Source organism: Marinobacter sp. ES-1, from assembly GCF_000475255.1.
GTDB lineage: Bacteria > Pseudomonadota > Gammaproteobacteria > Pseudomonadales > Oleiphilaceae > Marinobacter > Marinobacter vinifirmus.
Window position 1 is genome coordinate 42,838 of sequence record NZ_AXBV01000027.1, and the last position, 15,196, is coordinate 58,033.

The 15,196-nt window shown below is 60.7% G+C and carries 13 protein-coding genes; 5 read left to right on the forward strand and 8 right to left on the reverse strand.

The genetic code is table 11. The features are described 5' to 3' along the window. Positions 1 to 36: 36 nt before the first annotated feature. On the reverse strand, positions 37 to 1,500 hold the full coding sequence (locus Q668_RS02555) for an SLC13 family permease (protein ID WP_052009658.1): 1,464 nt from the start codon (positions 1,498 to 1,500) through the stop codon (positions 37 to 39). Positions 1,501 to 1,526: 26 nt separating this feature from the next. Then, the gene (locus Q668_RS02560; protein ID WP_036219003.1) at positions 1,527 to 1,847 is read right to left on the reverse strand and encodes a TraR/DksA family transcriptional regulator; all 321 of its coding nucleotides are present in this window, start codon (positions 1,845 to 1,847) and stop codon (positions 1,527 to 1,529) included. Positions 1,848 to 1,986: 139 nt separating this feature from the next. On the opposite strand from Q668_RS02560, the gene Q668_RS02565 reads away from it, so the two are divergent. The 4 genes from Q668_RS02565 to glpD all read left to right on the forward strand — a co-directional run bounded on the left by Q668_RS02565 (position 1,987) and on the right by glpD (position 7,240). Beyond that, on the forward strand, positions 1,987 to 2,346 hold the full coding sequence (locus Q668_RS02565) for a phasin family protein (protein WP_022988033.1): 360 nt from the start codon (positions 1,987 to 1,989) through the stop codon (positions 2,344 to 2,346). A gap of 75 nt (positions 2,347 to 2,421) precedes the next feature. Beyond that, on the forward strand, positions 2,422 to 4,221 hold the full coding sequence (locus Q668_RS02570) for a PHA/PHB synthase family protein (RefSeq protein WP_022988034.1): 1,800 nt from the start codon (positions 2,422 to 2,424) through the stop codon (positions 4,219 to 4,221). A 177-nt stretch (positions 4,222 to 4,398) separates the two neighbouring features. Next, positions 4,399 to 5,649 (forward strand): ABC transporter substrate-binding protein, encoded by a 1,251-nt coding sequence (locus Q668_RS02575; RefSeq protein ID WP_036218977.1) that lies wholly within the window; start codon positions 4,399 to 4,401, stop codon positions 5,647 to 5,649. 19 nt (positions 5,650 to 5,668) lie between these two features. Then, positions 5,669 to 7,240 (forward strand): glycerol-3-phosphate dehydrogenase, encoded by a 1,572-nt coding sequence (glpD, locus tag Q668_RS02580; RefSeq protein ID WP_022988036.1) that lies wholly within the window; start codon positions 5,669 to 5,671, stop codon positions 7,238 to 7,240. Here glpD and Q668_RS02585 read toward each other — a convergent pair. From Q668_RS02585 to edd, 3 genes are read right to left on the reverse strand one after another with little or no spacing between them, the layout of a single operon-like run. Further along, a complete protein-coding gene (locus tag Q668_RS02585) occupies positions 7,232 to 7,834 on the reverse strand; it encodes a uracil-DNA glycosylase family protein (protein ID WP_022988037.1) in 603 nt (200 codons plus the stop codon). The genes glpD and Q668_RS02585 overlap by 9 nt on opposite strands. Before the next feature lie 2 nt (positions 7,835 to 7,836). Beyond that, entirely contained in the window at positions 7,837 to 8,811 is a 975-nt protein-coding gene (glk, locus tag Q668_RS02590) for a glucokinase (protein WP_022988038.1), read from the reverse strand. Next, positions 8,811 to 10,628: a phosphogluconate dehydratase gene (gene edd, locus Q668_RS02595; RefSeq protein ID WP_022988039.1), complete on the reverse strand. Its 1,818-nt coding sequence runs from the start codon at positions 10,626 to 10,628 to the stop codon at positions 8,811 to 8,813. Before edd ends, glk begins: the two co-directional genes overlap by 1 nt. A 107-nt stretch (positions 10,629 to 10,735) precedes the next feature. Here edd and pyk point away from each other — a divergent pair, with 107 nt between their 5' ends. Further along, on the forward strand, positions 10,736 to 12,184 hold the full coding sequence (gene pyk, locus Q668_RS02600; protein ID WP_022988040.1) for a pyruvate kinase: 1,449 nt from the start codon (positions 10,736 to 10,738) through the stop codon (positions 12,182 to 12,184). A gap of 10 nt (positions 12,185 to 12,194) precedes the next feature. Here pyk and Q668_RS02605 read toward each other — a convergent pair whose 3' ends face one another. Genes Q668_RS02605 through zwf form a run of 3 tightly spaced genes read right to left on the reverse strand, consistent with a single transcriptional unit; the run spans position 12,195 to position 15,069 of the window. Further along, positions 12,195 to 12,854: a bifunctional 4-hydroxy-2-oxoglutarate aldolase/2-dehydro-3-deoxy-phosphogluconate aldolase gene (locus tag Q668_RS02605; RefSeq protein ID WP_022988041.1), complete on the reverse strand. Its 660-nt coding sequence runs from the start codon at positions 12,852 to 12,854 to the stop codon at positions 12,195 to 12,197. Between the two features lie 36 nt (positions 12,855 to 12,890). After that, the gene (gene pgl / locus Q668_RS02610; RefSeq protein ID WP_022988042.1) at positions 12,891 to 13,610 is read right to left on the reverse strand and encodes a 6-phosphogluconolactonase; all 720 of its coding nucleotides are present in this window, start codon (positions 13,608 to 13,610) and stop codon (positions 12,891 to 12,893) included. Then, on the reverse strand, positions 13,597 to 15,069 hold the full coding sequence (zwf, locus tag Q668_RS02615; RefSeq protein WP_022988043.1) for a glucose-6-phosphate dehydrogenase: 1,473 nt from the start codon (positions 15,067 to 15,069) through the stop codon (positions 13,597 to 13,599). The genes pgl and zwf overlap by 14 nt, the downstream gene beginning before the upstream one ends. Positions 15,070 to 15,196: the final 127 nt, after the last annotated feature.

Sequence of the window (15,196 nt, forward strand, 5' to 3'; positions counted from 1 at the left end):
AAGGGAGGGAAAGGCCGGACAGCGTCCGGCCCTCAATCACAGGGAGAAAGCGGTTCCCAACAGCGCGTAGGTAATCAGGGTTACCACCACAATACCCATGATATTGAGCGCAAAACCGGCCCTGATCATATCGGAAATCTTCATGTGGCCACTGGAGAACACGATGGCGTTCGGCGGCGTGGCCACCGGCATCATGAAGGCACAGCTGGCGGCAATGGCAGCCGGCACCGTCAACAGCAGCGGAGAGACGTCCTGCGACATCGCCAGGGCACCCAGCAGCGGCAGGAACGCCGCCGCTGTAGCGGTGTTACTGGTCACCTCGGTGAGGAAGATAATCACCCCAGCCACCAGGATCATCATCACCAGTACCGGCAAGGTGCCGGCCACGCCCATGCTCTCGGCAATCCACTCGGCCAGTCCGGAACTGCTGATCACGCCCGCCATGGCCAGGCCGCCACCAAACAGCAGCAGCACGCCCCAGGGCAGGCGGTTAGCCGAATCCCAGTCCAGCACGAAGCTCCTGTCCCGGGTGCTTACCGGAATCAGGAACATGGCAATCGCTGCAGCAATGGCAATACCGGTGTCACTCAGCCAGGGCGCAATGCTGCCAGAGAGCAAAGGCCGGAAAATCCACAGCGACGCCGTCACCACAAACACCAGTGCAACCAGCTTTTCACCCTTGCTCATGGGGCCGAGCGCGGCCAGTTCGTCCCGAATCATCTGGCCGCTTTCCTGGGCGCCTTCAATGCCGAAGTCCTTGCGGGTCAGCCACCACCAGGTCAATGTCAGCATCACCACCGTCACAGGCACACCGAGTAGCATCCATTGGGCAAAGCCTACGGAAATACCCTGGTTTTCGCTCAGGTAAGCCGCCAGCAAGGCATTGGGCGGCGTGCCAATCAGGGTGGCAATACCACCCACGCTGGCGGAATAGGCGATGGCCAGCAGCAAGGCCGTGGCATAACGGCGAACCCCGTCCGGATTGCTGTCATCCATCATGCCGATGACCGACAAGCCGATCGGCAGCATCATGATTGCCGTGGCAGTGTTGCTCACCCACATGCTCAGGAAGGCCGTCGCCAGCATGAACCCGGCAATCTGCCGTTTCGGCTTATCCCCCATCGCCCGCAAGGTCAGCAGCGCAATCCGCCGGTGCAGGTTCCACCTCTGCATGGCCAGGCCGAGGGTGAACCCGCCCAGGAACAGGAAGATGATCGGATTAGCGTAGGGCGATGTGGCCTGGCTGATACTTCCCAACCCCAGCGCCGGTATCAGCACAATCGGCAACAGGGAGGTAGCCGGAATGGGAATGGCTTCGGTAGACCACCAGGTGGCCATCATCAGCATCATGCCCAGGGCGGCCCAGGCCTTCGGACCCATCGTCTCCGGCGCCGGCACCAGCAGGGTAACCAGCAGGAAAGCGGCGCCAAGAAACAAACCAATGACCTGGCTTTTGGGCAATCCTTGCTTCGGTTCTGATCCAGCGGGGTTCTGTGTCATCTTTACCACTCAGTGTTTGACGGAATTCAGTTGTCGGCGCAATTTACACAAACGGTGGTATAAGGCAACACCTGAAGCCGGCGCGGATCGATCTGCTCACCGCATTTTTCGCATTCGTCCCCTGCTCCGCTGTCGATCCGCTCCAGTGCATGGGCAATCTGTACCAGTTCGGCGCGGGTTTCCACTTCCAGTGAATCGACCACTTCGTCGTTCTGGGTTTGCGTGGCCTGCTCTTCAAAATCCTTATCCAATGCACCCGCTTCACGGTGCTGGTGCGCTTCATACCGGGTCAGGCGGGCCTGTAGTTCCGCTTTCAGGGTTTCCAGTTCGGATTTGCGACTGCTCATGGTTTTCTCCACTGTAAGGTTACAAATTCCAGACTAAAGAATATGCCGGAACGGCGTTTGATGCCTGTCAAAATGATGTCACGCATCTAAAGTTAGACTGAGGATTCCAGTCATTCCAACTACAAAGGAGTTGTACCCCATGAACAATGAGCTGTTCGAAAAAGCCAACCGCCTCAATGAAACCCTGTTCAACCAGTTCGGCAAAGCTGCAGAAATGCAGATGGAAGCGTTCCGCCGGTATGCCGATGTTGCCATGGAACAGGCCCGGAAGATGGCCGAGGTACGCGACCTCGAAAGCCTGAAAACCCTGACCACAGACCAGGCCGAAACCCTGAAAACCATCAGCGAGCAGGTATCTGCAGACTGGAAGGCCTGGCAGGACTACGCCAACGAAACCCGCGAGCAACTGCAGCAGGTGTTCGAGGCAAAACCGGCTGATAACACAGCGGAAAAAACACCGGCCACCGGTAAAGGCAGCAACGGCAAAACCGCTGCCTGACACCCTGAATGACCGGCCGGGCCGGAACGTGTGCGACGCTCCGGCCTTTTTGTATCCGAGGCAAGGAGAACCCCGATGCTGGGTATGGACTACATCAGTAAAACCGCAAAGCAGATGATGAAAGCCTTTGACGACAACGTGCGTCAGGGCCAGCAGCAACTGGAACAATGGCTGGGCGACACCGGCATGGTAGACCACGCCAAGCTGTCCACCCTCAGTGAAATGTCAGACGCCTATCGTGCCATGGCCGAAGACTTGCTGCTGCATCCGCTTCGCTTTGCCAGCGCCGAGATCGAGCTGGGCAAAAGGCATCTGGGCCTCGCCCGTTACACTTTCAGCCGGCTGACCGGCAAACAGCCCGAGCCGGTAGCCGTTCCGGAATCCGACGATCGTCGTTTCCTGGCTGACGACTGGCGCAAGCATGTGCCTTTCGATGTGCTTCAGCAGGTATACCTGATCAATTCCGGCGCGTTCCTGAACTGGGTAGAAAACATGGAGGGCCTGCCCGGCCCCGCCCGGGACCAGATGATGTTCTATGCCCGGCAACTGACCAGCGCCCTGTCGCCCTCCAACTATCCCCTGACCAACCCGGAAGTGCTGCGCATTACCTGGGAACGCAAGGGGATGAACCTGGTGGATGGCGCCCGCAACCTGGCGGAAGACCTGCGCCAGAACCCCGGCCTGTTCAATGTCGGCATGACCGACCGTTCGGCCTTTGAAGTCGGCGGCAACCTGGCCACCACACCGGGCAAGGTGGTGTACCAGAACGAACTGATACAGCTGATCCAGTACACACCCACCACCAAGACGGTAGCGCAGCAGCCGCTGCTGATCATCCCGCCCTGGATCAACAAGTTCTACATACTCGATCTGACCGAGCGCAACTCGTTTATCCGCTGGCTCGTGAGCCAGGGCCAGACGGTGTTCGTGGTGTCCTGGCGTAACCCGGGCCCGGCCCAGAAAGAGACCGGCTGGGATGATTACATGAAGCTCGGCCCCCTCGCGGCGATCGATGCGGTAACAGAGGCCACCGGCGAAGAGCAGATGAACGCCATCGGCTACTGCATTGGCGGCACCCTGCTGGGCTCTACCATGGCCTGGCTGGAGAAGAAGAACCGCAACCCGATCATCAGCACCACCTATCTGACCACCCTGCTGGACTTCTCGGATCCCGGCAGCATCGGCGTATTCATAAACGATCACTCCATCCGTGGCATCGAGCGGGCCATGGAGCGCAAGGGCTACATGGATGGCCGGGCCATGGCCTTCACGTTTAACCTGCTGCGCGAGAACGACCTGTTCTGGTCGTACTGGACCAACAACTACCTCAAAGGCCTGAAACCCGCCGCCTTTGACCTGCTGTACTGGAACACCGACGGCACCAACCTGCCGTACAGAATGCACAGTTACTACCTGCGGGAAATGTACCTGCATAACCGGCTGGTGCAGCCAGATGCCCTGACCATGAACGGCGAAACCATCAACCTGTCGGAAATCCGGGTGCCATCGTTCTTCCTGTCTGCGCGACAGGACCACATCGCCAAGTGGAAAACCACTTACCACGGGGCACACGCTTACGGCGGCGATGTCCGCTTTGTCCTGTCCGGTTCCGGCCACATTGCCGGTGTGATCAACCCGCCCTACAAAGAAAAGTATGGCTTCTGGACCAACAACACCCTGCCGGAAGATCCGGACGCCTGGTTCTCCGGCGCAGAGCAGCATCCGGGCTCCTGGTGGCCGTACTGGCGGGAATGGATTGCCGGCCACGAAGGCGACCAGGTGCCAGCCCGACAGCCCGGCGAAGGAAAACTCGAGGTCATTGAAGATGCCCCTGGCAGTTACGTGAAAGTAAAAGCTGCTGAAGCCGGACAATAAACAACCAGATCAACACCTTCTGAAACTGACGTAAATCAAGCGCCCGCGAATTAGCGGGCGTTTTACACTTTAGTCCCATTGTTGCCTCAAAGCCCCGGGCAGAAACTACGCTATTACTTCAGCCTGACATAAAACAAGAATAGGCTGTGCGAACCCTAAACCGGAGGCCAATCTGCAATGACTTTCAGGACTTTCCTGCTCTCGGCATGTCTGCTTTTGCTCGGCAGCGCCACTGTTTCCGCCGAATCTCTCAAGATCGGTCTTAACTACCCGGAAACGGGACGCTACAAAAACCAGGGCCTGCAACAACGCCTGGCTGCCTACCTTGCGGTTGAGGAAATCAACCAGGCCGGCGGTGTGCTGGGGCAACCACTGGAACTGGTCATCCGCAACACCCGCGGCGAGCCGGAAAAAGGCGCCCGCAACACCGCCGAAATGATTGACCAGGAAGGTGTTCAGATGGTGTTTGGCGGTGTATCCAGCGCCGTTGCCATCGCCTCCGGCAAGGCCGCCCGCGACAGGAACCGCATTTACTTCGGCACCCTCACCTATTCCAACGCCACCACCGGCAGTGAAGGCCACCGGTTCATGTTCCGGGAGCCATACAATGCCTGGATGACCGCCAAGGCACTGGGCGACTACCTGAACCAGAACCACGCAAACGACGATTACTTCTACATCACCTCGGACTACACCTGGGGCTGGTCAGTGGAAGAGTCCGTTCGCCAGTTTTCCAATACCCAGGACACCGAACGCCACCCGGGCGTCAAAACCCCGTTTCCCCGGGCACTGATTACCGATTTCCGCAAGGCCCTGGAACAGGCTGCCGAATCTGACGCCAAGGTGCTGATGATGGTACTGTTTGGCGACGACATGGTGCGCGCGCTGCAGGTGGCCTATGAAATGGGTCTGACCAAGCGCATGCAGGTGGTGGTTCCCAACCTGACCCTGGGCATGGCCCGGCAGGTGGGCCCGGCGATGATGGAAGGTGTGATTGGCGGCGCACCCTGGGCATGGACCCTGCCGTACGAGAACAACTACCCCCGCGGCAAGGAGTTTGTTGAAGCCTTCTCTGCCCGCTATGAAATGCGTCCCTCTTCCTCTGCGGCCTCGGCCTACAGTATTGTGTACCAGTACAAGGAAGCGGTTGAGCGTGCCGGCACCACGAATACTGCCGATGTGATCCGGGCACTGGAAGGCCACCGCTACAGTTTCCTGAAAGACGAGCAGTACTGGCGCGAGTTTGATCACCAGAACGTACAAAGCGTTTACGTGGTGAAGGTAAAACCCCGTGACCAGGTGATGGCCGATGAATTTGCCTCGGATTATTTCGAGATCATCGGTTCCATGGCCGGAGAACAGGCCGCACAAACCCAGGAAGAGTGGGAGGAGCGCCGCCGCGAGGCCGGCAAGCCAGTCCGGCTCTGACACAAGGAGTGAGCAGACAGTGGTTCGGAAAGCACCAAAAACCAGCACAGAAACATCACCGCTCGGCGGATTTCCGGACCACTGCGACTTACTTGTTATCGGTGGCGGCGTAAACGGCACAGGCATTGCCATGGACGCCGCCGGCCGCGGGCTAAGGGTTGTCTTGTGTGAGATGAACGACCTGGCCTCGGCGACGTCGTCCAGCAGCAGCAAGCTGATCCACGGCGGCCTGCGTTATCTGGAGCATTACGAGTTCAGGCTGGTGCGTGAAGCACTGGCGGAACGGGAGGCCCTGCTGGGCAACGCTCCCCACATCATGTGGCCGATGCGTTTTCGCTTACCCCACCAGCCCCACCTGAGACCGGCCTGGATGATCCGCACGGGCCTGTTTCTGTACGACCACCTCGCCAAGCGTGAATTGCTGGCCGGCTCCCGGGCCATCAACTTCGGCAAAGAATCCCCCCTGAAACCGGACATCACCCGGGGCTTTGAATACTCCGATGGCTGGGTAGACGACGCAAGGCTGGTGGTACTCTCAGCTCGCAAGGCCCAGCAAAAAGGCGCCAGTATCCTGCCCCGCACCCGGTGCGTCCGGGCCGAACGCAAGGGCTCTGGCTGGCAGGCGGTACTCGAAGATACCCTCACCGGGCACACACGAACCCTCAGCGCCAAGGTGGTAGTGAATGCCACCGGGCCCTGGGTCAGCCGTCTGTTCGGTGAAAGCCTGGGCATGGCTGCGCCCAAACAGATCCGCATGGTCAAGGGCAGCCACATTGTGGTGCCCCGCCTTAACCAGGATACCGAAGCCTACATTCTCCAGAATGCCGACGAGCGCATTGTGTTCGTCATCCCCTACGAAGATGAGTTCTCCCTGATCGGCACCACCGATGTGGACTACGAGGGCAACCCGTCTGAAGCACGAATTTCCGAAGAGGAAACCCGCTACCTGCTGGACGTGGTGAACCAGTATTTCCGCCGGCAACTGACACCCGGCGATGTGGTATGGAGTTACTCCGGGGTCCGGCCGCTGATGGACGATGAAGGCGGCAATGCCCAGAGCGCTTCCCGCGATTACTCCTACGAGGTCGACGACCAGGATCACCAGGCGCCGTTGATTTCCGTGTTCGGAGGCAAGATCACCACCTTCCGGAAGCTGGCCGAGGCGGTCACCGATGCCGTATGCGATTACTTCCCCGGAGCGGGCAAATCCTGGACCCGGAACGCCCTGTTACCGGGGGCCGACTTTGCCAGCCAGCAACAGCTCGCAGAAGAGCTGCAACTGCACTACCCCTGGCTGGACCGCGCCATTATCCGCCGGTTTGTGCGCAGCTATGGCACCGACAGCCACCACATCCTCAAAGGCTGTACCGGCACAGAGGATCTTGGCCACGCCTACACCGCCACCCTGTACCAGCGTGAAGTGGACTACCTGATTGCCCACGAGTGGGCACTGAGCGCGGAAGATGTGCTCTGGCGGCGTACCAAGCAGGGGCTCTATATCACGGAGCAGCAACGGGAGCAGCTGGACAGCTACATCCATCGGGCGGCAACCCGGCACCAGAGCCTGTTCACCGCCGCCGGGTCAGAGTAATTCCCCGATCCGGGCCTGAAGCCGGGGAATCACCTCCTGCTCGAACCAGGGATTGCTTTTCAGCCAGCGGATATTGCGCGGGCTCGGGTGAGGCATGGGCAATAGCCCCGGCCAGTATTCCCGCCAGGCTTTGACATTATCCGTTACCGATTTGCGGCTGTCCGGCAGGTGCCAGGCCTGGGCATACTGGCCGATCACCAGGGTCAGCTCAACCTTGTCCAGCCGCGCCAGCAAGGCCTCGCGCCAGGTTTCAGCGCATTCCGGCCGGGGCGGCAGGTCGCCGGATTTTCCGGTGCCGGGAAAGCAGAACCCCATGGGCAGAATAGCCACCTGTTCCTCGTTGTAGAATTGCTCCCTGTCCACGCCCATCCATTGCCGAAGCCGGTCACCGCTGGGATCGTTGAACGGAATTCCGGTTTCGTGAACCTTGCGGCCGGGCGCCTGGCCGACCACCAGGATTCGGGACGACCGGGACAGCTGGACAACCGGCCTCGGCCCTTCCGGCAAGACATCTTTACACAAGGTACAGGCCCTTACCTGCTGGACCAGCTGGTCAAAGTCCAGGCTATCCAGATGATTAGCCGTCTGAGTCATGGTCACCTCCCGGCATTGGTCAGGGCCGCTGCAGCGCCGTACAGCCCGGTGTTGCCATCCAGCACCACCTGAACCGGCGTGGCCTCCAATAACGGCCGCATCCGGCCCTTGTTTTCGAAGGCGGCGCGAAAGCCGCTGGCCATGAAAAAGTCGAGAATCGCCGGCACAATGCCGCCACAAAGATAGACACCGCCGTAACTGCCCAGGGTCAGAACGCTGTTGCCGGCTACCCGGCCCAGAATGTCACAGAACAGGCTGAGCGCCCGGGCTGCCAGCTCGTCATTAGCTGCCACGGCCGCTGCGGAAACCTGCTCCGGGGTTTCCTGTACCGGCTTACCGCCGGTAATCTCCGCCAGCGTTCGATACAGGTTCATGATACCCGAACCACACAGCAGTCGTTCCACAGAAACCCGGCCATAGGCGGCGCGAAGACGGCGGGCAATCTCGCACTCAAGGTCATCCAGCGGCGCAAAGTCCACATGGCCCCCTTCGGTTGCCAGCGGTATCCAGCCATCCCCCGCCGGCACCAGTGCCGACATGCCCAGGCCCGTGCCCGGGCCAAGTACCAGTACCGGGCGCGACGGGTCTGCGCCGCCCCCGCCCACCGGCACCCGTTGGCTGGCCGGCACGTGCATTACGCCCAACGCCATGGCGGTGTAATCATTCACCAGCCGGAACCGGTCCAGGCCGAAGCGTTGCGCCAGGTGCCCGGTATCGAACTGCCAGCGGTTGTTGGTCAGGGTGACAACGTCACCGGTAACCGGGGCGGCAACGGCCACACAGGCTTCGCGGACAGTCACCGGCCCTACATGCTTCAGGTACGCGGCAATGGCCTGCCCGGGCCCCGGGAAATCAGCACAGCGGAAAACCTTCAGCGACTGCAACTGCACCGATCCCGGCACCACCAGCGCAAACCGGGCATGGGTGCCGCCAACATCACCCACCAGCGCCATGGCGTGCGGAACAGCTTCCGTCATCAGCCGGCGCTCCAGAACACACTGGCACCCTGCTCCGGATTCGAGACACCCTGGCGCATCCAGCCGAACAGTTCACGGCCATAGCCGGTATGGTTCGCTGCCAGGTCTGCACTGGCCGGGCTGCGGTCAGCCAGTTCCGCCTCGCCGAGCTGCACCGACAGCACACCACTAACGGCATCCACGCAAATAACGTCGCCGTCACAAATCCTGGCCAGCGGGCCGCCCGCCAGTGCTTCCGGGTAAACATGGATAGCCGCCGGCACCTTGCCGGAGGCTCCGGACATCCGGCCATCGGTCACCAGCGCCACCCGATAGCCTCGATCCTGAAGTACACCGAGGTAAGGGGTCAGCTTGTGCAACTCCGGCATGCCGTTGGCTTTCGGCCCCTGAAAGCGCACCACCACCACGCAATCCCGGTCCAGGTCGCCAGCTTCAAAGGCGGCTTTCAGTTCGTTCTGGTCGTTGAACACCACCGCCGGCGCCTCAACCCGATGGTGTTCCGGCGCCACCGCCGACACCTTGATCACTCCGCGCCCGAGATTGCCATCCAGCACCCTCAATCCGCCATCCGGGGCGAAGGGCTCTGCGGCGCTGCTCAGCACATCCGGGCGCTGGCTCTTGGTAACCGCCGGCTGCCAGCGAAGGCTTTCCCCTTCCAGCTCCGGCATCCGGGCGTAGGCGTCCAGCCCCTTACCGATCACTGTGTTGACGTCGTTATGCAGGTAGCCTTGTGCCAGTAATTCCCGAATCAGGAACGGCGTGCCACCGGCTTCGTGAAAGGCGTTGATGTCTTCCTGGCCGTTCGGGTAAATGCGGGTCATGGAGGGCACCACCGACGACAACTCGGCGTAGTCGTTCCAGTCAACCAGGATCCCGGCCGCCCGGGCAATGGCGATCCAGTGGATGGTGTGGTTGGTGGAGCCACCGGTCACCAGCAGGGCTACCAGGGCATTCACAATGGCTTTCTCGTCCACCATATGGCCGAGCCCCAACTCGCCGCCGTGGGGCCGGGACAACTTGATGACCTGCTCGGTCGCCGCGCGGGTCAGGGCATCCCGCAGGGGCGTATCGGGGTTTACGAAAGCCGCACCGGGCAGGTGCAGGCCCATTACCTCTACCAGTAACTGGTTACTGTTGGCGGTGCCGTAAAAGGTACAGGTGCCCGGGCTGTGGTAAGACTGGCTTTCGGCTTCCAGCAATTCATCCCGGCCGATCTTGCCCTCGGCATAGAGCTGGCGAATACGCTGCTTTTCCTTATTCGGCAGCCCCGACGGCATGGGGCCGGATGGCACCAGAATGGCCGGCAGGTGGCCGAAACTCAGGGCACCAATCAGCAACCCTGGCACAATTTTGTCACATATACCCAGTAGCATAACCGCGTCGAACATGTTGTGGCTCAGTGCCACTGCCGTACTCATGGCGATGGTGTCCCGGGAGAACAGGCTCAGCTCCATTCCCGGCTGGCCCTGGGTGACCCCGTCACACATGGCGGGAGTGCCGCCGGCAAACTGGGCTACCGAGCCCATGCCATGGGCCGCTTCGCGTATAATGTCAGGAAAGCGCTGATAAGGCTGATGGGCAGACAACATGTCGTTGTAGGCGGAAACCATGGCCACATTGGCCCGGTTAAGAAATTTCAGGGTGTCTTTATCGCCCTGGCTACAAGCCGCAAAGCCATGGGCCAGGTTACCGCAAGACAAGGTGCCACGATGGGGGTCCTTTGCCGCCAGCCCGGCCATCCTCTCGAGATAATCCGCGCGGGAAGCCCTGCTGCGTTCGATGATGCGGTTGGTCACCTTCTGAACCGTAGAGTGCATGGGCTCTCTCCCTGTATCGTGGTTATTCCAGACCTAAGTGTACTTTCTTTACCGGAGGCTTTCAGGTTCAATTGAACACTCAAATTTTACAGACAAGGACACGCACTATGCTCAGGCGCACCAAGATTGTCGCCACCCTCGGCCCCGCCACCGACAGTGAGGAATCGCTGGCAGGTATCATCGCCGCCGGCGTTGATGTTACCCGCCTCAACTTTTCCCACGGCAGCGCCGAAGAGCATATGGAACGGGCCCGCCGGGTTCGTGCAGCGGCCGCCACCCAGGGTCGCTTTGTGGCCATCCTGGCCGACCTGCAAGGCCCGAAACTGCGCATCGCCCGCTTCACCGACAACAAGGTCACCCTGGAACGGGGCCAGACCTTCGTGCTCGACGCCACCATGGACAAAGAGGCTGGCACATCGGAGCAAGTTGGCATTGATTACGAACAACTGATCAACGACGTCAGCCCGGGCGATATCCTGGTGCTGGATGACGGCCGCATTGAAATGGAAGTGACCGCGGTCGACGACCACAGCATCACCTCCACTGTGCTGATCGACGGCCCGCTGTCCAACAACAAGGGCCTGAACAAGCGCGGTGGCGGCCTCTCAGCGGACGCCCTCACCGAGAAAGACAAGCAGGACATCGTAACCGCAGCCCGCCTGGACGCCGACTACGTGGCGGTTTCCTTTGTCCGTACCGCCGACGACATGCATGTGGCCCGTCAGCTGCTGAAAGAAGCCGGCTCCGATGCCGGCCTGGTGGCGAAGATTGAACGGGCCGAACTGGCCCACGATACCGACGCACTGGATGCCGTTATCGAAGCGTCAGACGCCGTAATGGTCGCCCGGGGCGACCTGGCCGTGGAGATCGGCGATGCCGAACTGGTGGCGGTTCAGAAACACATCATCAAACGGGCCCGGGTACTGAACCGGGCCGTGATCACCGCCACCCAGATGATGGAGTCGATGATCACCAACCCCATGCCCACCCGGGCGGAAGTGTCTGACGTTGCCAACGCGGTGATGGATTACACAGATGCCGTGATGCTGTCCGCCGAGACTGCCGTAGGCGATTACCCGAAAGAAGCCGTGGAAGCCATGGTGCGCATCTGCACCGGTGCGGAACGGCACCCGTCCATGCACCAGTCCCAGCACCGGATCCACGAGAGCATGGAAAAGGTAGACGAGGCGATTGCCCTGTCTGCCATGTACGCCGCCAACCACCTGCAGGGTGTGTCTGCCATTATCTGCCTGACAGAAACCGGCTCTACTCCGCGCCTGATGTCACGGATCAAATCCAGCCTGCCGATCTTTGCCTTCTCACGGCACCACTCCACCCAGCACCGGGTGGCTCTGTTCCGGGGCGTGCAGACGGTTCCGTTCGATTCTGCCAACCACGCCAATGAAAAGGTCAATGCACTGGCTGTCGACGAACTGAAGAGCCGGGGTGTTGTGCAGGATAACGACCTGGTGGTGATCACCAAGGGCGACTATGTGAACGCCCAGGGTGGCACCAACTCCATGAAAATCGTTCGTGTAGGGTCCGACATCCAGTAGCCTGCGCCGGTCAGCCCCGGTGGCCAATGGCCGCCAGGCTGGCCCGGGCGATGCCGGTAATGGTCTGCCAGTCCTTACTGGCCACGGCTTCATCCGGCGTCAGCCAGGTACCGCCCACCGCAGAGACATTATCCAGCGCCAGGTAGGCCGCAGCCGTCTGCTGGCGAACCCCGCCGGTCGGGCAAAAGCAGACATCCGGGAAGGGGCCGGCAAACGCCTTCAAGGCCCTTTCACCCCCGGATACTTCCGCGGGAAACAACTTGAAGTGCCGGTAGCCGTGGCTGTACCCCATCATCAGTTCTGATGCGGTGGCAATGCCCGGCAGCAGGGGGGATTCCGAGGTCACACCGAAATCCAGGATGGCATCGGTTACACCAGGGGTAATGACAAACTCGGCCCCGGCTCGCTCGACGTCCCGGTACTGATCGATGCTGATCACCGTACCCGCCCCCACAATCGCGTCCGGAAGCGCTTCCCGAACCCGCCGGATGGCATCCAGGCCATGTTCTGTGCGCAAGGTGATCTCCAGCGCGCGAATACCGCCGTCAAACAACGCCCGACAAAGCGGGATGGCATCGTCCGGATCACGGATGGTGATCACGGGTATCAATGGCGACTGCGCCATCACAAACTCGATCTTTTCCTGGTGCTCCACAGACAGCAATGGCATTCAAGTCTCCCCCGGCGCTAACCGGACAACAGCCCGTTACGGGCTCCAGTAAATTCGCAAGCCTGGTTTCAGAAAAGCACGGATTGGCATTTCCCGCCAGTCATCCGGGGCCTTCAGGGCCCGCTCCAGGGTTTCCAGCTTGTCCTCACCCCTGAGATGCAACGCCAGGAACCGGGCGCCCGCCAGCACCGGCCGGGTCAGGGTTACCCGGGTATGGGCCTGGGACGGCGGTGTCATCACGCACACCCGACCGGGCGCCTGAATAGACATTGCCTCCGGCAGCTGGGGCGCATCCGGGAACAGCGACGCCGTATGGCCATCGTTGCCCATGCCCAGAACCACCACATCCAGCGGCAACTTCAACTCGGCCAGCAGCTGCTCGATAGCAGGCAAGGCTTGCTCGGCGCTGCACAGCGGCTGCCGCAGGCTGAGAAAGCGTGCCTCCTTTGCCCTGCCCTGCAGCAGGTTCTGCCGCACCAGGGTCGTGTTGCTGGCGGGGTCCCCTTCCGGCACCCAGCGCTCGTCGGCCAGCAGCATCGTGACCCGGGCCCAGGCCAGCTCCTGCTGCGCCAGCGTTTGAAAGAAGGGCACCGGCGTAGAGCCACCGGACACCACCAGCGAAGCCCGTCCGCCCCGGCGGAGCCGGCCACGCAGGCTTTCCGCTGCGTGTAACGCCAGCTGGCCCGCACATTCCTGCGTGGTCTCACTGAAAAATGCCTGCACCCCTTCGGGTAGCGGCAGGTCACACGTCTTCATACCAGCTCCTGCCATCCCGGGTGATCATGGCAATCGACGCCACCGGCCCCCAGGTGCCTGCGGCGTAGCGCTTCGGCGGTTCGCCGCTGTCGTGCCAGTTACGGATGATCTGGTCGACCCAGCGCCAGGCGTGCTCTACCTCATCGCGGCGGACAAACAGGTACTGGTTGCCCCGCATGATTTCCCACAGCAACCGCTCGTAGGCATCCGGAATTCGATCGGTATCAAAGGTTTCGGAGAACGTCAGCTCCAGTGGCCCCTGGCGCAACCGCATGCCCTTATCCAGCCCCTGGTCCTTGGTGAGGATCTTCAGGGCCATGCCCTCATCGGGCTGCAGCCGGATAATCAGTTTGTTGTTGGCCAGGTGCTTCTGGTCCGGATCGAAGATGTAATGGGGTGCCGGTTTGAAGTGGATGATGATCTGCGACATTTTCTCCGGAAGCCGCTTGCCGGTGCGAATATAGAAGGGCACGCCAGACCAGCGCCAGTTATCAATCTCGGCCTTCAGTGCAACAAAGGTCTCGGTTTCGCTGGCTTTGTTGGCGCCCTCTTCGTCCAGGTAACCGGGCACCGGCTTGCCTTCACTGGTGCCGGAGGTGTACTGCCCGCGCACCACGTATTCCGCCATCATATCCGGGGTAATCCGTTTCAGCGCCTTCAGCACTTTTACCTTTTCGTCCCGGATACTGTCGGCAGACAGGTCCGATGGCGGGTCCATGGCAATCAGACACAGCAGCTGCAGCAGGTGGTTCTGGATCATGTCCCGGATCTGGCCGGCCTGGTCGAAATAACCCCAGCGGCCTTCAATGCCCATGCTTTCTGCCACCGTGATCTCCACGTGGGAGATATGGTTCTGGTCCCACTGGGAAGCGAACAGGTTGTTGGCAAACCGCAAGGCAATCAGGTTCTGGACCGTTTCCTTACCCAGGTAATGATCAATCCGGAACAGCTGGCTTTCCCGATAAACTTCAGCCAGTTCGTCATTGATCACTTTCGAAGATTCCAGGTCGTGGCCGATGGGTTTCTCCACCACCACCCGGGTACGTTCGGTACAGCAACCACCGGCCCTCAGATTCCGGGCAATCACGCCATACATGGATGGCGGCGTGGCCATATAGACAATTAACTGGTTACCGGGATGGCGCCAGTCGTTGAGCACCAGGAAACCGTCGGTATCGGTGAAATCCAGCTCCAGGTATTCCACACGGCTGACGAATCCCTGCGCTACGGTGGCGTCGAACTCCGGCTCCGGAATCTGCTCTTCCAGCCTGGCCAACAGCGCTTTGCGCAGGGCTTCGGTGTCTGTGTCGCGCCGGGCAATGGCCAGCACCCGGCTGTCCGACGCCAGCAATCCGGCCCGGTCAAGCTGATACAGCGCCGGGAACAGTTTGCGCTGGGCAAGGTCTCCCGAGGCTCCGAACAGCATCAGATCGCAGGCACACACAGGTTGATCCACCATCAGCGTCTCCTTCGCCCGGCGTACCGCAAGGCCGGATTTTTCGTAACTTTAGCCAAATAATGGCACTGTCCCGGGGCCAAGCCAAGGGCGCTTCCGATATATGACATATTTACTACCCTTTTGTTTC

Bases quoted from the DNA above. Each gene is read 5' to 3' on its own strand.
- Q668_RS02555 (WP_052009658.1), bottom strand. From the start codon at position 1,500: ATGACACAGAACCCCGCTGGATCAGAACCGAAGCAAGGATTGCCCAAA.
- Q668_RS02560 (WP_036219003.1), bottom strand. From the start codon at position 1,847: ATGAGCAGTCGCAAATCCGAACTGGAAACCCTGAAAGCGGAACTACAG.
- Q668_RS02565 (WP_022988033.1), top strand. From the start codon at position 1,987: ATGAACAATGAGCTGTTCGAAAAAGCCAACCGCCTCAATGAAACCCTG.
- Q668_RS02570 (WP_022988034.1), top strand. From the start codon at position 2,422: ATGCTGGGTATGGACTACATCAGTAAAACCGCAAAGCAGATGATGAAA.
- Q668_RS02575 (WP_036218977.1), top strand. From the start codon at position 4,399: ATGACTTTCAGGACTTTCCTGCTCTCGGCATGTCTGCTTTTGCTCGGC.
- Q668_RS02585 (WP_022988037.1), bottom strand. From the start codon at position 7,834: ATGACTCAGACGGCTAATCATCTGGATAGCCTGGACTTTGACCAGCTG.
- glk (WP_022988038.1), bottom strand. From the start codon at position 8,811: ATGACGGAAGCTGTTCCGCACGCCATGGCGCTGGTGGGTGATGTTGGC.
- edd (WP_022988039.1), bottom strand. From the start codon at position 10,628: ATGCACTCTACGGTTCAGAAGGTGACCAACCGCATCATCGAACGCAGC.
- pyk (WP_022988040.1), top strand. From the start codon at position 10,736: ATGCTCAGGCGCACCAAGATTGTCGCCACCCTCGGCCCCGCCACCGAC.
- Q668_RS02605 (WP_022988041.1), bottom strand. From the start codon at position 12,854: ATGCCATTGCTGTCTGTGGAGCACCAGGAAAAGATCGAGTTTGTGATG.
- pgl (WP_022988042.1), bottom strand. From the start codon at position 13,610: ATGAAGACGTGTGACCTGCCGCTACCCGAAGGGGTGCAGGCATTTTTC.
- zwf (WP_022988043.1), bottom strand. From the start codon at position 15,069: ATGGTGGATCAACCTGTGTGTGCCTGCGATCTGATGCTGTTCGGAGCC.